This is a genomic window from Saccharopolyspora sp. ID03-671 (assembly GCF_045278815.1).
GTDB lineage: Bacteria > Actinomycetota > Actinomycetes > Mycobacteriales > Pseudonocardiaceae > Saccharopolyspora > Saccharopolyspora ipomoeae.
This window is the reverse complement of sequence record NZ_CP134054.1, coordinates 486,399-501,972: the sequence shown is the minus strand read 5'-3', so window position 1 is coordinate 501,972 and position 15,574 is coordinate 486,399. Positions and strand designations below refer to the sequence as shown.

Here is a 15,574-nt window from a genome sequence, read left to right as displayed (position 1 = left end):
GAGCAACGCGGAGCGAAACGTCGATATTTCCGGCCTGGCCTGTGATCTGGCCCCGCATGCGCGCCGTGACCGGGCGGACGCGCAGCGTCAGGACCGGGGGCCGGCGGTGCTGCCGCGCACGACGAGATCGGTGGCCAGCTCCACGCGGTGGGTGTCGAAGCGGCCGGTCTCGGAGTGCCGCAGCACCATCCGCGCGGCCTCCGCCGCCATCGTCGCCACCGGCTGGTTCACCGTGGTCAGCGCCGGTGAGATCCACTGGGCCATCGGCAGGTTGTCGAAGCCCACCACGCTGAGGTCGTCCGGGAGGCGCAGCCCGCGCCGCTCGGCGGCCCGGTAGGCGCCGAGCGCCTGCTGGTCGTTGGCGGCGAAGATCGCGGTCGGCGGGTCGGGCAGCGCCAGCAGCTCCTCGGCGGCCCGCTCGCCCCGGTCGTGGGTGAAGTCGCCGTCGGCGACGAGAGCGTCGTCGACGCCGATGTCGGCCGCCATCAGCGCCGACCGGTAGCCGTCCAGCCGCGCCACCGAGCACTGCAGCTGCGGGGGCCCGCCGATGAACCCGATCCGCCGGTGGCCCAGTTCGAGCAGGTGCTCGACGGCGGCGCGCGCACCGCTCCAGTTCGTCGCTCCCACCGAGGCCACCCGCGCATCCGGCTGGCCCAGCGAGTCGATGATGATCACCGGCACGCCCAGGCCGTGCAGCTGCTCGGCGTGGCGCGGGCCGAGCTCGGTGACCGCCAGGATGATCCCGTCCGAACGCCGCGAGGTGAGGTTGTCCAGCCACGCGCGCTCGGTCTTGCGCCCGTCGTGCACCGCCGAGACGACCATCCCGACCCCGGCGTCGTGCGTGACGCTCTCGACGCCGCGCACTATCTCCAGCACCCACTCGTTGTCGAGCGTGTGGAAGACCAGGTCGATCAGCCCGGCCCGGCCGCTGCCGTGACTGGCCCGGCGGGAGTAGTTGTAGCGGGTGATGAGCTTCTCGACCCGCTCCCGGGTGTGGGCGGCGACCTCCGGACGGCCGTTGAGCACCTTCGACACGGTCGGCACCGAGACACCGGCCTCCCGCGCGATGTCGCTGATCGTCACGCGGTTCTTCTTAGCCTCGGTCACAGTGCCTCCTAGCTCGACCGACGTCACCGTACCTGAAAGTTTCGGGCCCACCGCCCGCACCCGATCACGTCACTCCGAGATCGTCACCGGGGTGTCCAGCACGCGGTCCGCACCGACCTCGCGGACCTCGCCGACGAGGCGGAACTCGCCGGAGAGACGGGGGTTCGCGCTGTCGCCGCCGACGTGGACCTCGATCAGACCGGGGTCGACGATCCGCTTCCCGCGCGCGCCCGCGTAGGCCGTCCGGTCGGCGTGCAACCGGAACGACACCCGCCTGCTCTCGCCCGCGGGGACCGAAACCCGGGCGAAACCGGCCAGCTGCCGCACCGGGCGGGTCACCTGGGCCACCGGGTCCCGCAGGTAGAGCTGCACGACCTCGTCGCCGTCGCGGTCGCCGGTGTTGGTGACCGTGCACGCCACGTCCACCGCGCCGTCGGTGCCGACCTCCTCGGCGCTGACCTCAAGGTCCGAGTAGGCGAAGTCGGTGTAGGACAGGCCGTGCCCGAACGGGAACAGCGCCGTCGGGTCCAGCGAGCTGACCTCGCTGGCCGCGCCGAGGGGAGCGGTCAGGTAGGTCCCCGGGTTGCCGCCCGGCGTCGCCGGGATCGACACCGGCAGCCGACCCGACGGGTTCACCTCGCCGGTGAGCACACCGGTCAGCGCCGCGGCGCCCGCCTCGCCGGGGAAGAACACCTGCACCACCGCCGCGACCCGGTCGGCCAGCGCGCCCAGCGCGTACGGGCGGCCGCTGGAGACCACCAGCACCACCGGGGTCCCGGTCTCGATCAGCGTCTCCACCAGCTCCTGCTGGTCACCGGGCAGCCGCAGGTCCGCGGCGTCGCAGCCCTCGCCGGAGGTGCCGCGGCCGAACAGGCCCGCGCGGTCGCCGACCACCGCCACGCACAGGTCCGCCCCCGCCGCCGCTGCTCGCGCGGCGTCGAAATCCGCTCCGCCGGACGGCAGGTCGCAGCCCTTGACGTGGTCGACGTGCTCGGCGACGCGGGCGATCTCGTCGCGGAACGTCGGCAGGTCGATGCCGTGCGGCCAGTCCGGGTAGGACACACCGATGTGAGCGGGGAACGAGTAGCAACCCAGCAGCGCGAACGGGTCGTCGGCCAGCGGGCCGACCACCGCCACCCGGCCGGGCTCGCGCACCGGCAGCGTCCCGTCGTTGGCGACCAGCACCACCGACTCCTCGGCGAGCCGTCGCGCCAGGTCCCGGTTGGCGGCCGAGTCGAACTCGCGCGGTCCCGGTGCCTCCGGTGACCAATCCGGGTCCAGCAGGCCGAGTTCGACCTTCTGGCCCAGCACCCGGCCCAGCGCCCGGTCCACCAACGCCTCGTCGACCTCGCCCGAGCGCACCAGCCGCGCCAGCGGGTCGACGTAGCAGCGGGCGTTGGGCAGCTCCACGTCCACCCCGGCGCGCAGCGCGGCCGCACCGGCCTCGCCCGGCCCCTCGGCGACGCCGTGCAGCTTGTGCAGGAACGACACGCCGAAGTAGTCGGCGACGACGGTGCCGGTGAAGCCCAGCTCGTCGCGCAGCAGATCGGTCAGCAGCGCCTCGTCGGCGGCCGAGGGCATGCCGTCGACGTCGGTGTAGGAGTGCATCACCGAGCGGGCGCCGCCGAGCCGCAGCGCCATCTCGAACGGCGGCAGCACCACGTCGGCGAACTCGCGCGGACCCATGCTCACCGGCGCCAGGTTGCGGCCCGCGCGGGAGGCCGAGTAGCCCGCGAAGTGCTTGAGGGTGGCCACGATCCCGCTGGACTCCAGGCCGGCGACGTAGGCCGAGCCGACGGCGCCGATCAGGTACGGGTCCTCGCCGAGGGTCTCCTCGACACGGCCCCACCGCAGGTCCCGCACCACGTCCAGCACCGGCGCCAGACCCTGGTGCACGCCCGCCGAGCGCATGTCGGCTCCGATGCTCGCGGCCATCTCGCCGACCAGTCCCGGGTCGAACGAGGCGCCCCAGGACAGCGGCACCGGGTACGCGGTGGCGCCCCAGGCGGTGAACCCGGCCAGGCACTCCTCGTGCGCCACCGCCGGGATGCCGAAGCGGCTGGAGCCGGTGATCTCGCGCTGCAGCCGGGTGAGAGCGGCTGCGCCGCGGGCGGGTTCGATGGGCGCGCTGCCGAAGACGCGGGTGAGCTGGCCGAGACCGCTCTTGATCATCTCGTCCCAGGGCGGGGTGTCGTCGGCGAAGTCCTCCTGGTGCGGGGCGACGCGCTCCTCGGCGCCGGAGACGTAGATCCACATCCCGACGAGCTGGTTGAGCTTCTCCTCCAGCGTCATGCGGGACACCAGATCGGCGACCCGCTCCTCGACCGGTAGTGCGGGATCGCGGTAGGGCTGGCGGTCCTCGGTCGGGCGCGACTGCGGCATGTGCTGCGACTCCCGTCGTGGTTGGGCGGCCGTCCGCGTCGACACTTTCGAAACTGTTTCGGTGTCGTGCTCCGGTCACCGGGGTGTAACGATCGACAGATTGCCACATCGGCCGCCGAATGTCCTGCATGGATCCCGATAAATGGCGGGGAGGCCGGATCGTGAAAGTTTTGGAAACTCAGTCTTGTCGATCGTTCGGCCGCTGCGGTACCGTCTCGCCGTCCGGCAGCCGGGTGTGACCGCGTGCACACCACCTCCGGAGATCGTGGAAAGTTCGCAACGGTGCGACGGGAGCGACGATGCGTGGACTGCGACGTCTGTGCGCGATGGGGGCGACGCTGGCGTTAGCCCTGACCTCGACCGGGTGCGCCGTTCTGCTGCCACCCAGCGAAGGCAGCGCCGACCTGGTCACCACCTGGGCGATCAGCGGCGGCGGTGAGGAAGAGCTGATGCCCGTCGAGGGCGAGAAGTTCGAGCAGCGGACCGGCCGCCCGATGCAGACCCAGTTCTTCCAGAACGACCCCTACAAGAACAAGCTCTGGGTCTCGATGGGCTCGGGCACCCCGCCCGACACGTTCTTCGGCTGGGGCGGGGGAGCGCTCGAGGCGTTCCTCGACGCGGGCAAGGTCGCCGACCTCGCGCCCGCGATGCGCGAGCACCCCGAGTGGCGCGAGCACTTCCTGCCCAGCGTCATGAGCCCGGTCGACATCCGCGGCGGCACCTACGGCATCCCCATCGGCGGCATGCAGCCCGTGCTGCTCTACTTCAACAAGGACGTCTACGCCGAGACCGGGCTGCAGCCGCCGCGCACCTGGAACGAGCTGCTCGACCAGATCCCGAAGCTCCAGCAGGCCGGATACCTGCCGATCTCCCTGGGCGGCGCCGACTCCTGGACCTACCTGATGTGGGAGGAGGCGATCGTCGACCGCGTCGCCGGTCCCGAGGCGTTCCAGGCGGTCCTGGACGGAAAGCCCGGCGCCTGGCTCAACCCCGACATCATCAAGGCCAACACCATGCTGCAGGACCTCGTGCGCCGGGGAGCCTTCGGCAACGCCTTCGCCTCCACCAGCGCCGAACTCGGCCAGCAGCGCACGCTGCTGCGCAGCGGACGCGCCGCCATGATGGTCCACCTGGGCGCCGGTTACTCCGACATGCTCGGCGACGACGAGCAGTGGGTGCGCGAAGGCCACCTCGGCTGGGCGCCGTTCCCCGCCGTCGAGGGCGGCAAGGGCGATCCCGCCAACCTCGTCGGGAACCCCACCACGTTCATGTCCGCCACCGCCGGACCCGACCAGCAGGTCGCGATCGACTACCTCCGCGAAGAGCTCTCCAGCCCCGAGTTCACCCGGGGCCTCATCGAACGCGGCGACGTGCCACCGGCGGCGGGCGTGGAGGAGCAGCTGCGCGCCTCCGACGACGCCGACTACATGTCCTTCGTCTACGACCTCGCCAAGAACGCACCGCACTTCCAGCAGTCGTGGGACCAGGCGCTGCCGCCGGGCCCCGCCCAGAACGTGCTGATCAACCTGCAGAAGCTGTTCCTCGACCAGATCAGCCCGGAAGAGTTCTCCCAGCTGATGGAGGAGTCCTCGCGATGACCGCCACCGAGGCCCTGCGCCCGACCGCGCCCGCCCCAGCATCACCGCAACGCCGCCCCGCGCGGCACTGGACCGAGCCGTCCACCTGGTTCGCCGCTCCCGCGCTGCTGTTCTTCGCCGCGCTGGTCATCGCGCCGATCGTCGTCGTCATCGTGCTGTCCATGATGGACTGGAACGGCATCTCGGCGCCGGAGTTCAACGCGGCCGGGAACTGGGGCGAACTGGCCACCGATTCCGGCTTGTGGCACTCGGTGTGGGTGTCGCTGCAGGTCATGATCCTGTGCTGGGTCGTGCAGACCCCGATCAGCATCCTGCTCGGCGTCTACGTCGCCGGGAAGCAGAAGCACCGGGCCGTGCTCGCGGCCCTGTTCTTCCTGCCGCTGGTGCTGTCGTCCACCGGCATCGGCATCGTGTGGCGCAACCTGGTGGACCCCGAGTTCGGCGTGCTGCCCGCGCTCGGCCTGCCCGGCCTGAACCTGCTGGGGGACGCGCACTTCGCGCTCTACACCCTCATCTTCGTGGTGTCCTGGCAGTTCATCCCGTTCCACACGCTCCTCTACCAGGCGGGCGTGCGCCAGATCCCGGCGCAGCTCTACGAGGCCGCCGAGCTCGACGGCGCCGGCCCGGTGCAGAAGTTCTTCCTGGTCACGCTGCCGCAGCTGCGCAACACCATCGTCACCTCCAGCACGCTGATGCTGGTCGGCTCGCTGACCTACTTCGACCTGTTCTACGTGCTCAGCGAGGGCGGTCCGGGTGACGCCACCCGGATCCTGCCGGTGAACATGTACGTCACCGGTTTCCAGCAGTACCAGCTCGGCTACGCCAGCGCGATCGCGCTGCTGCTCGTGGCGCTGGGCACCGCCCTGTCGCTGGGACTGACCAAGTACTCCGGCTTCGCCCGGATGCGCAGCGAGCAGGAGGGCGCGTGATGCTGCGAATCAAAGGCCTGCTGCCCAACGCCGCCGCCCTGCTGTGGGCGCTGGTGGTGGCCATCCCGCTGTACTACGTGGTGGTCACCAGCCTGCGCGGCGAAGACGCCTCGGTGACCGAGAACCCGCTGTCGTTACCGGCGATCCCGACCCTGGACAACTACGGGCTGGTGTTCTCCGACGGGTTCGCCAAGTTCCTGTTCAACAGCCTGCTCACCACCGGCATCACGGTCGTGGTCGTGCTCGCCACCGCGCTGCCCGCGGCCTACGTGGTGGTGCGCGGACGACGCCGCAGGCATCAGTGGTTGTTCCGGATGTTCCTGGCGGGCCTGGCGATCCCGCTGCAGGCCACGATCATCCCGGTCTACGTGATGATCGTGGAGGCCGGACTCTACGACAGCCTGCTGGCGGTCATCCTGCCCGCCATCGCCTTCGCGATGCCGCTGTCGGTGCTCATCCTGAGCAACTTCCTGCGCGACATCCCCGAGGAGCTCTACGAGTCCATGTGCCTCGACGGCGCCGGGCAGTTCCGGGTGCTGGTGAACCTGGTGCTGCCGCTGTCGCGACCGGCGCTGCTGGCCGTCGGCATCTACCAGGCGCTGCAGGTGTGGAACGGGCTGCTGTTCCCGCTGATCCTCACCCAGCGCGAGGAGACCGCGATGCTGCCGGTGATGCTCTGGCAGTTCCAGGGCCAGTACACGGTCAACGTCCCGGCCATCATGGCCGGTGTCGTGCTCTCGGCGATCCCGGTGCTGGTGCTCTACATCCTCGGCCGCCGGTTCATGATCGCCGGACTCACCGCGGGCGCGGGCAAGTGAGGAGGGCGCCGGTCGGCGAGGAGGGGCACCTCGCCGACCGGCGCGATCACGACCGCTCGCGCTCCAAGTACCGCAGCACCGCCGTCACCCGGCGGTCCGCGCGATCGTCCGGCGGCAGGTCGAGCTTGGCGAAGATGCTGCGGATGTGCTTGTGCACGGCGCCTTCGGTGACCACCAGGCGCTCGGCGATCGCGCCGTTTCCCAGACCCTCCGCCATCAGCGCCAGCACGTCGCGCTCCCGGGGGCTCAGCCGGTCCAGGCCGGAGCCGCGCCGGGTCAGCCGGCTTCACGGCAACCCGGCGCGCGGGACCTCCACCCGCACCGCTCGCAGCTGGGCTTCGCGCACCGGGCGGCGTTCGTGCTCGGCGAAGGACGGGGCCGTGCACAGGAACAGCGTCCTGCCGTCGTTGCCGCCCAGCATGCATGCGAAAACGCCTGTGCCGATGCTGATTTCATCGACGATCTCGCCGCCTTCGCGCACCCGCAGCACCCGGCCGTGCAGCGCGTCGGCCACCCAGATCGCGCCTTCGGCATCCGCGCAGATGCCGTCCGGGCCGACGGCGAGCGCGCGGAGCACCTGCTCGACGTCGTCGGAGTCCGGAACCTCGGAGAACTTCGCCCAGACCCTGCGCTCGTGCAGCGAACCGTCGGCGGCGACGTCGAACGCGGTGAGCCGCCCCGCGAACGTCTCGGCCACCACCAGCACGTTCCCGTAGAGCAGAACCATCCCGTTGGGGAAGCCGAGATCGGTGGCGGCCTCGTGCACCGACCCGTCGGGGTCGACCCGCAGCAGGCTCGTCCACCGGATCGGATCGCCCGCCATCAGGTCGAAACCGAAGTTGCCGACGTAGGCGCGACCGCGCTCGTCGACCAGCATGTCGTTGAGCGCTCCCGGGGCGAACGTCGACAGATCCGCGTGTTCGGTCAAGCGACTGTCGGGCTCCCGCACCAGCAGCCGCTTGTCGCGCATCGAGGCGATCAGCGCCCGCCCGTCCGGCAACCACCCGATCCCGCCCGGCTGTTCCGGAACCTCGGCGAGGACCTCGGCCGGTCCGCGACGGTCGGTGGCCACGACCCGGCCGGTGTAGAAGTCCGACACCCACAGCCTGCCCTCGTGCCAGCGCGGGCACTCCAAGAAGGAGAAACCGTCCAGGACCGTGCTGATCTCGCGCATCATCGCCCACCTCGTCGCCGTTGACGTTCCCGGCGAGTATGGGCGCCCGGCCGCGTCGCGTCACGCCGGTGCGGAAGGCGGCGGGCCTCGGTCCCCCGAGCGACCGAGGCCCGCCCCGGTGGTCAGGGCTTGAGCTCGACCACCTCGACGCCGTACGGCGCCAGGACCACCTCCGACAGCGGCTCGCCGGACAGGCTCCGCACCGAGCCCGCGCACTGCGGCGAGACCGTCGTTTCCCGGGAGTGCTGGCTGACCAGCCAGGCGAATCGGCGGCCGTCCTCGTGCACCAGGACGTCGGCGAACACGCGCGGGTCGTCGACCACGACCTCCCGCTCGACCCCGGCGATCGCGGCCAGCGCTGCGTAGAGGCGGTGGCTGTCGTCCGGGTTCACCCGCGTGCTGCGGGACGCGAACAGCTCCACCGGGTAGGTGCACAGCACCGCCTCGCCCGCGCCCGTCGCGTACCGCAGCAGCGCCGGGTTGCCGTGCGCGTCGGTCGCCACCACCGTCGCGCCCCGCGGCGTGACCGGGAGGAAGGCGCGGCTGTGCTCGTTGCCCGACACCCGGAACCGCAACGACTCGCCCGCGCCGATGCCGCCGAAGTCCTCGGCGAAGTCGAACCGCACCTCCTCGTCGACCACCTCGTCCACCACCCCGTAGGTGATGTTCTTGCGCACCCCGAAGGTCTCGTCGAAGTAGGGGATCCACGGCTGCCGGTGATGCCCCACCTCGCCGGCCGTGTACGACAGGTACAGCACCGCGCCCTCGCGCACGCGCTCGCGCAGGCGCTGCCACGTCGGTCCCTGGATCTGCTTGACGCACGGCAGCAGGTACAGGTCGACCTCGGCGTCGATGCCGTCGCGCTCCCGCGTGAAACCGACCGGCAGATCCGCCTCCCGCGCCGCCACGTACGCCTGGTGCAGCGTGTCGAAGATCAGCGGGCGGTCGTCGTCCTGCGTGAACGGGTAGCCGCGCTCCAGGTACTCGGTCACCACCAGCGCGGCGCGGGCGTCGCTGCGCTCGCAGCGGGCGAAGTCCACCCGCTCCAGCACCTCGGCGAACGACGCCAGCTCCCGCAGCGGCGGTTTCGGCGCCCCGGTAAAGTCGGTGATCCCGAAGTGCATCTCGAACGGGTGGTGCGAGTACGGGCCCTGGCCGATCAGGTCGTCGTAGTCGGTGTTGTTCCACGCCACCCAGCCCGTAGACCCGGCCAGCAGCGAGTTGTGCAACGTCTGCCGGTAGTAGTGGGCGGCGTTCTCCGGCGACACCTGGTCGCTGGACAGCCCGAACTCCTCCAGCACCACCGGTTTTCCCGCCACCGCCGAGAGCTCGCACACGAACGCCGCGATCAGGTGCTGGCGCACCGGGTCGCTGTCGATCCGGTACACGTGCGGGCCCACGAAGTCCACCATCGCGCCGGTCTCGCGCACCGAGAAGCCGTTGTCGACGCCGGTGACCTCGATGCCCCACGCGCCGTCGCCCAGCGACACCGGCTGGGTCCCGCCGCCGGCGCGCACCGCCTGCACCATCAGCCGCGCCCACGCGCTGACCTGCTCGGTCGGGGCCTTCGGCTCGTGCCGCAGACGGCCGTAGATCGGCATCTCGTTGCTGATCAGCCAGCCCGCCACCGCCTCGTGTCCGGCGAAGCGCTCGGTCATCCGCTGCACGAACCACGCCTGCTGGGCCACCAGCCACACGTCGGCGTAGAGATCACGACCGCCGCGCCACTCCGGGTCCCAGTTGTCGCCGGACATGTGCCCGACGATGAACGTGGGGATCGAGGTCATCCCGACCTCGGCGTGCGCGTCCAGGAAGTCCTGGTAGTGCGCGACCTTCTGCTCGTCCACCTCGTTCGGGGCCGGCATGAAGTCGGGCCAGTAGAAGAACGACCGGGTCTGCCGCAGGCCGTGCTCGTGGAGCACCCGCAGCTCCTCGCGCACGACCTCGGGGGAGTAGTCGCGCCACATCAGCGGGCCACCGGTGCGCGACCAGAAGTTCGCGCCCAACCACACCTCCGGTCGCCCGTCCGCGGTCACCTTGGCGGTGTTGCGTCGCATGAGAACCCTTCCGCAGCGATGGAAACTGCACGGAACACCACGACCGGTCCCGCACCGGCCGAGTCACTTCACCGCGCCCGCCGTCAGCCCCTGGGCGAGGTAGCGCTGCAGCGCCAGGAACCCGATGACCACCGGGATGCTGACCACCAGCGACGCGGCCATCACCTCGTTCCAGTACACCGAGGTCTCCGTCGAGTACTCGCGCAGACCGACCGCCAGCGTCCGAGAATCCGAATCCGTCATGATCGACGCGAACAGGGTCTCGCCCCACGCCGTCATGAACGCGTAGATGCCCACCGCCGCGATGCCCGGCCGCGCCGCGGGCAGCACCACCCGCCACAGCGCGCCCAGCGGGCTCGCCCCGTCGATCAGCGCCGCCTCGTCGAGATCGCGCGGGATCGTGTCGAAGTAGCCGACCATCATCCAGATCGCGAACGGCAGCGAGAACGTCAGGTACGTGACGACGAGCCCGAGCAGGCTGCCGTAGAGCTCGATGCCGGTGTAGCGGCCGATCGTCGCGTAGATCAGGTACAGCGGCAGCAGGAACAGGATGCCCGGGAACATCTGCGTCGACAGCACCACGATCCGGAACCCGTCGCGACCCCGGAACCGGTAGCGGCTCACCGCGTAGGCGGCCAGGATCGCGATCGCCAGCGACACCGCCGCTGCGCCCAGCGCCACGATCGCGCTGTTGAGGAAGTAGTCGGCCAGGTCGATCGTCGACCACATGTCCACGAACGGCTCGAAGGTCAGGTTCCCCGGGAACCACTCGAACCGGTCCCGCACCTCGCCCAGCGGTTTCAGCGACGAGGTCACCATCACGTACAGCGGGATGACCGTGAACAGCGTCAGCGCCACCAGGCCCACGACCCGCAGGACGCGGAACCACCTCGGCTCAGGCATCCTTCATCCTCCGCGATGTGAAGGCCAGGTACCCGGCCGTGACGACCAGCAGGAACAGCAGCAGCAACGTCGACATCGCCGAACCCATACCGAAGTTCCAGGTGATGAACGAGTTGTTGTAGATGTGGATCGACAGCAGGTTCGCCGCGCTGGGCACCGACTTGTCGAACAGGACGTAGGGCACGTTGAAGTCGTTGAACGTCCACAGGAACAGCACCAGCACCAGGACCTGGTTCACCGGCCGAAGCATCGGCAGCGTGATCGACCGGAACTGCTGCCACAGCCCCGCGCCGTCCACCGTCGCCGACTCGTAGACGTCGTGCGGGATCGACTGCATGCCTGCCATCAGCACCAGGAACGCGAACGGCCACAACCGCCACGTCGCCGTCGCCACCGTGGCCAGGAACGCGTTGTCGCCCAGCAGCCAGAACGTCTGACCGTCGGTGATGCCCAGCCCGCTCAGCGTCGCGTTGACCATGCCGTCGTCCTGGTCCAGCAGGAACTTCCAGACCATCGCCGCGGTGTAGACCGGCAGCGCGTAAGGCACCAGGAACAGCGTCCGCAGCACCGCCCGCCCCCGGAACGAGCGCTGCAGCAGCATCGCCGCGAACACCCCCAGCAGCCACGACAACCCGACGGTGAGCACCGAGAACCCGGCGGTGACCGCGAACGAGCGCACCAGCGCCGCGCCGACGGCACCGTCGAAGTCCAGCGCGAAGCGGAAGTTCGCCAGACCCGCCCACGGCGCGTGCAACCAGTCCCGCAGGTAGAACTGGGTCAGCTCCAGCACGCTCATGTACAGCCCGCCGAGCATCGGCAGCAGGTGCACCAGCAGTTCGAAGCACAGCGCCGGAGCCACCAGCAGGTACGGCAGCAACCGCCTGCTCGGCGCCCACCGGCGGCGCGGCGGAGGATCGGGCGGGGCGACCGGTGCGGTGGGGGAGGTGGCGGTACTGGTCAACTTCCGGTACCTCGCATCTTCTGCTCGGCGTCGGCCAGGGCCGCCCGCACGTCCTCGGTGGTGACCTCGCGGCCGGTGGCGATCTCGGCGAAGAGGTCCCGCATCGCCGAGCCCACCGTGGTCTCGAAGTGCGCTTCGGTCGGGATCATCGGAGCGGGCTCGGAGTAGTTGGCCAGCACGTCCGAGAAGACCCTGTCCCGCTCGGTGTGGAACGCGGGGTCGTCGTAGGCGTCGGTGACCACCGGCAGCGTCCCGTACTTCTTGTTCAGCGACGCCTGGGTCTCCTCGCTGGTCAGGAACCGCACGAGTTCGAGGGCCTGCTCGCGCTTCGGGCTGTCGGCGAACACCGCGACGTTCGAGCCCGCGACGTGGCTCAGCGCCGGGGTCCCGCCCGGAGGCAGCGGATCGGGCGCGGGCAGCCGCACCACGCCGTAGGCGTCGCCGGACATGCCGTTGTCCTCCAGCGTGGGGATCACGCTGTTCTGCGCGATGAGCATCGCCGCGTTGCCGTCGGTGAAGTCCTCGGCGGCGCTGGAGGTGGTGCCCTCCTCGGCGTCGCCCGGGCTCACGACCTTCTGCGTCGACATCAGGTCTAGGTAGCGCTGGACGGCCGAGACCGCGCCCGGCGAGTCGAAGTCGGGGCCGTGGCGGGTGATCAGGTCGACGCCCTGCCACCGGGCGAACATGAAGGCGAAGTGCGAGTTCTCGGTGTAGCTCGCGCCGGCGATCGTCAGCCCCCAGCGGTTGCGGGCCGGATCGGTGAGCTTCTTCGCCGCCGCGACGAACTCGTCCCAGTCGCGCGGCGGGGCCACCCCGGCCTCGGCGAAGAGCTTCTTGTTGTAGAACACGCCGTAGCTCAAGCCGTACAGCGGCAGCGACGTCGGCACCTGCCCCGCCATGCCGGTGGAGCTCATGCTGCTGTCCAGGAAGCGTTCCCGGCCGCCGAAGCGCTGCATGAGCTCGTCGTCGAACGGCACGAACGCTCCGGTCGCCTGCAGCGAGGCCGACCAGGTGTTGCCCAGGTTCACCACGTCCGGTCCGACTCCGGAGGTCGCCGCCCCCAGGATCCGGTTCAGCAGATCGTTCCAGCCGATGACCTCGACGTTCACCTTGATGCCGGTCTCGGCGGTGAACCGGGCCAGGTCGTCGTGCAGGACCTCCATGTCCTGCTCGGCGCTCTCGCCCTGGTTGCTGGCCCAGTAGGTGATCGTGTTCGGGTCGTCGGCCGAGCCTGCGCAGCCGGTCAGCGTTGCGGCGAGCACGGCGGCGATCAGCGACACCGTCGCGAGCGAGCGTTTGATCACGAAACGACTCCTCGGCCTCGTCGGACCCGTCGTTGGGCCCGCCGCTCAAGCTAGGGACTTAACCGGTTAACCAGAAGGTCCGGTACGGCCGGCGTGACCGATTCGTTACCGCTGGCGGCCCTTCGCTGCTCCGATCAGCGCACGGGCGCTGCGCCCGTGCTGTCGCGCGTGATCAGCTCGCGCGGGTGCATCCGGGCGTCGTCGGCCACGCCCGTCTCGATCAGCTCCAGCAGCATCAGCGCCGCCCGCTCGGCGGCCCCGCCGACGTCGTGCGAGAACGCGGTGATCGCCGGGCGGACCACCCGGCACAGCATCGAGTCGTCCCACGCCAGCACCGAGAGATCGCCCGGTACGCGCACTCCCAGCTCGTCGGCGCGGGCGACCGCGGCCACCGCCATCACGTCGTTGTCGAAGATGATCGCCGTCGGCGGCCGCGCAGAACCCAGCAACCGGGCCGCGGCCGCCACGCCACCGGCCTCGGTGTAGTCGCCGTGCGCGGGAACCAGCTCCGTCCCCGGCATCTCGGCGACCGCGCAGCGCAGCTCCCGCTCCCGGCGGGCGGTGTGGCGCAACTGCTCCGGACCCTGCACGTGCCCGATCCGCCGGTGGCCCAGCGCCGCCAGGTGCCCCACGGCGCTCGCCGCGATGTCGCGCTCGTCGACCCACAGCACCGGGATTCCCGCCATCGGCCGCTCGGTGCCGAAGAAGACCGCCGGAACCCGCAGCTCGCGCAGCAGGGCCGGGCGCGGGTCGTCGACCCGCAGGTCCGTCAGCAGCACGCCGTCGACGCGGCGCTCCGCCCACCAGCGCCGGTAGGTCTCCAGCTCGGTCGCCGTGTCCGAGGCCAGCGCCAGCTGCAGCGAGAAGCCGTGCGCCGACAGGGTTTTCTCCAGGCCCGCCACCACCTGCATGAAGAACGGCTCGGTCCGCAGCACCTCCGGCGAGCGGGCCAGCACGACGCCCACCGTGGCCGCCCGGTCGCTCGACAGCGCCCGCGCGGCGCTGCTGGCGCGCCAGCCCAGCTCGGCGGCCACGTCCAGGATCCGCTCCCGCGTCTCCTGCGAGACCCCGCCGCGCCCGTTGAGCGCGTAGGACACCGCCGCCTTCGACACCCCGACCTCGCGGGCGATGTCGATGATCGTCGGGCGCTTCACGGCGCCACGGCCTCGTCCAGCCGCCGCGCCAGCAGCACCGCCCCGTCGAGCTCGGCCTGCGGCACGTCGCTGAAGACCACCCGGCGCGCGCGGTGCTGCGGCAACGACGACCGGGGCAGTTCCTCCCGCAACGGCCCCAGCAGCAGGTCCCCGGCCCCGCGCACGGCGCCGCCGATCACCACCAGATCCGGGTCCAGCACGTTGAGCAGGTACGAGATGCCTCGCGCCAGGCCGCGTCCCGCTCGCGCCAGCGCCGCGCGGGCGGCCTCGTCGCCCTCGTGCGCCGCCTCGATGATCAGGCGCAGGTGGCTCCCCTCGCGCAGGGAGCTGAACCGGCCGTCGCGCAGCGCGACGTCCACGGCCCTGGTGATGGCCGGCTCGCCGGCGACCGTCTCCAGGCAGCCCGCGTTTCCGCAGCCGCACTCCAGGCCGTCGTCCTCGACGCGGCAGTGCCCGATCTCCCCGGCGATGCCCGTGCTGCCCGAGAACAGCTGCGATCCCAGCACCACGCCGGAGCCGACACCGGTGCCGACGCTGAGCCGGACGAACGATTCCACGCCCACCGCCACACCGGCGTGGTGCTCCGCCAGCGCACCCGCGTGGGCCTCGTTGAACACCGTCGCCGGAGCTCCGATCAGCTCCTCCATCCGCGCCTGGATCGGCACGTCCCGCCAGCCCAGGTTGGGAGCGAGCAGGCAGCGGCCCGAGGTCTGGTCGACCAGGCCCTCCACCGAGACGCCGACGGCCGCCACCAGGTCGATCGCCATGTCGGCGCGCCCGCACGCGCGCAGCACCAGCGTCCGGGCGGCGCGCAGGCCGCGCTCGGCGTCGCCGAGGGAGCTGGCCGTCGAGGCGCGGGCCAGCGGGTTCCCCAGCGCGTCGGCGAGGGTCACCATCGTCCGCTGCGCCCCGAAGTGCACGCCGACGTAGGCGCGGTGGCGCTCGTTGAAGCGCAGCAGGTTCGGCCGCCGGCCTCCCGCCGAGCCGGGTTCGCCGACACCGGCGTCGAGGAGGAATCCCTCGGCGAGCAGCCCGTCGGTGATGGCGGAGGCGGACGGCTTCGTCAGGCCGGTCTGCCGGGCGACGTCCGCGCGCGACCGGACCTCACCGTCGCGGAACAGGTCGAGGACCAGTCGGCGGTTGAGCTGTCGCACCATCTGCGGGCCGTTCGGGGACACCGGGGAAGT

At 71.0% G+C, this 15,574-nt stretch carries 13 protein-coding genes; 3 read left to right on the top strand and 10 right to left on the bottom strand.

Features of this window, described 5'->3' with window-relative positions:
* Window positions 1-87: 87 nt before the first annotated feature.
* Both REH65_RS02440 and REH65_RS02435 read right to left on the bottom strand, forming a co-directional pair.
* The gene (locus REH65_RS02440) at window positions 88-1,107 is read right to left on the bottom strand and encodes a LacI family DNA-binding transcriptional regulator (RefSeq protein WP_406691069.1); all 1,020 of its coding nucleotides are present in this window, start codon (window positions 1,105-1,107) and stop codon (window positions 88-90) included.
* 69 nt (window positions 1,108-1,176) lie between these two features.
* Window positions 1,177-3,489, bottom strand: coding sequence for a glycoside hydrolase family 3 N-terminal domain-containing protein (locus REH65_RS02435; RefSeq protein WP_406693068.1), 2,313 nt, complete (start codon window positions 3,487-3,489; stop codon window positions 1,177-1,179).
* A 299-nt stretch (window positions 3,490-3,788) separates the two neighbouring features.
* Here REH65_RS02435 and REH65_RS02430 point away from each other — a divergent pair, with 299 nt between their 5' ends.
* From REH65_RS02430 to REH65_RS02420, 3 genes are read left to right on the top strand one after another with little or no spacing between them, the layout of a single operon-like run.
* Window positions 3,789-5,087, top strand: a complete 1,299-nt coding sequence (locus tag REH65_RS02430) for an ABC transporter substrate-binding protein (RefSeq protein ID WP_406691068.1) — start codon at window positions 3,789-3,791, stop codon at window positions 5,085-5,087.
* Window positions 5,084-6,016: a carbohydrate ABC transporter permease gene (locus tag REH65_RS02425; protein ID WP_406691067.1), complete on the top strand. Its 933-nt coding sequence runs from the start codon at window positions 5,084-5,086 to the stop codon at window positions 6,014-6,016. The genes REH65_RS02430 and REH65_RS02425 overlap by 4 nt, the downstream gene beginning before the upstream one ends.
* Window positions 6,016-6,834 carry a carbohydrate ABC transporter permease gene (locus tag REH65_RS02420; RefSeq protein WP_406691066.1) on the top strand — a complete coding sequence of 273 codons (819 nt, stop codon included), beginning with the start codon at window positions 6,016-6,018 and terminating at the stop codon, window positions 6,832-6,834. Before REH65_RS02425 ends, REH65_RS02420 begins: the two co-directional genes overlap by 1 nt.
* Before the next feature lie 46 nt (window positions 6,835-6,880).
* On the opposite strand, the gene REH65_RS02415 is transcribed toward REH65_RS02420, so the two are convergent.
* The 8 genes from REH65_RS02415 to REH65_RS02380 all read right to left on the bottom strand — a co-directional run bounded on the left by REH65_RS02415 (window position 6,881) and on the right by REH65_RS02380 (window position 15,565).
* Complete coding sequence (locus REH65_RS02415; RefSeq protein WP_406693067.1) at window positions 6,881-7,084, bottom strand: response regulator transcription factor; 204 nt, start codon at window positions 7,082-7,084, stop codon at window positions 6,881-6,883.
* Window positions 7,085-7,120: 36 nt separating this feature from the next.
* On the bottom strand, window positions 7,121-8,011 hold the full coding sequence (locus tag REH65_RS02410) for an SMP-30/gluconolactonase/LRE family protein (RefSeq protein ID WP_406691065.1): 891 nt from the start codon (window positions 8,009-8,011) through the stop codon (window positions 7,121-7,123).
* A gap of 119 nt (window positions 8,012-8,130) precedes the next feature.
* Window positions 8,131-10,065 (bottom strand): cellulase family glycosylhydrolase, encoded by a 1,935-nt coding sequence (locus REH65_RS02405; protein ID WP_406691064.1) that lies wholly within the window; start codon window positions 10,063-10,065, stop codon window positions 8,131-8,133.
* Window positions 10,066-10,128: 63 nt separating this feature from the next.
* Entirely contained in the window at window positions 10,129-10,968 is an 840-nt protein-coding gene (locus REH65_RS02400; RefSeq protein ID WP_406691063.1) for a carbohydrate ABC transporter permease, read from the bottom strand.
* A complete protein-coding gene (locus REH65_RS02395) occupies window positions 10,961-11,929 on the bottom strand; it encodes a carbohydrate ABC transporter permease (protein WP_406691062.1) in 969 nt (322 codons plus the stop codon). The genes REH65_RS02400 and REH65_RS02395 overlap by 8 nt, the downstream gene beginning before the upstream one ends.
* Window positions 11,926-13,233: an ABC transporter substrate-binding protein gene (locus REH65_RS02390; RefSeq protein WP_406691061.1), complete on the bottom strand. Its 1,308-nt coding sequence runs from the start codon at window positions 13,231-13,233 to the stop codon at window positions 11,926-11,928. The genes REH65_RS02395 and REH65_RS02390 overlap by 4 nt, the downstream gene beginning before the upstream one ends.
* A gap of 134 nt (window positions 13,234-13,367) precedes the next feature.
* Entirely contained in the window at window positions 13,368-14,387 is a 1,020-nt protein-coding gene (locus tag REH65_RS02385; RefSeq protein ID WP_406691060.1) for a LacI family DNA-binding transcriptional regulator, read from the bottom strand.
* Entirely contained in the window at window positions 14,384-15,565 is a 1,182-nt protein-coding gene (locus REH65_RS02380; protein ID WP_406691059.1) for an ROK family protein, read from the bottom strand. The genes REH65_RS02385 and REH65_RS02380 overlap by 4 nt, the downstream gene beginning before the upstream one ends.
* Window positions 15,566-15,574 lie beyond the last annotated feature (9 nt).